This is a genomic window from Peptoniphilus senegalensis JC140 (assembly GCF_000321025.1).
Taxonomy (GTDB): Bacteria; Bacillota; Clostridia; order Tissierellales; family Peptoniphilaceae; genus Peptoniphilus_A; species Peptoniphilus_A senegalensis.
The window spans coordinates 1-318 of record NZ_CAEL01000053.1 but is presented as its reverse complement, the minus strand read 5'-3'; the positions used below and the strand labels follow the sequence as shown (position 1 = coordinate 318).

Below are 318 nucleotides of genomic sequence, written 5' to 3'. Positions count from 1 at the left end.
TTGCGGTGGGTTTCCCCATTCGGATATCTACGGGTCACGGGATATTTGCTCCTTGCCGTAGCTTTTCGCAGCTTGTCACGTCCTTCTTCGCCTCTTGGTGCCTAGGCATTCTCCTAGTGCTCTTTTTAACTTGACCTTTGTTAATAAACATTTCTGTTTATTTCCAGTTTTATTGTTTTGTTTAAGAAATTTTGATTAGTTTTTAAGTTGTTATGGTTCAAAACTTAGTATAACTAAGTTGTGGTGGACCTGGGTGGACTCGAACCACCGACCTCACGCTTATCAGGCGTGCGCTCTAACCAGCTGAGCTACAGGTCC

At 43.7% G+C, this 318-nt stretch carries 1 tRNA gene and 1 rRNA gene; both read right to left on the bottom strand.

From position 1 onward, the window contains the following. Positions 1–136, bottom strand: a 23S ribosomal RNA gene (locus PTSHG_RS00095); the annotation flags it as partial. Between the two features lie 105 nt (positions 137–241). Continuing rightward, positions 242–318, bottom strand: a tRNA-Ile gene (locus tag PTSHG_RS00090).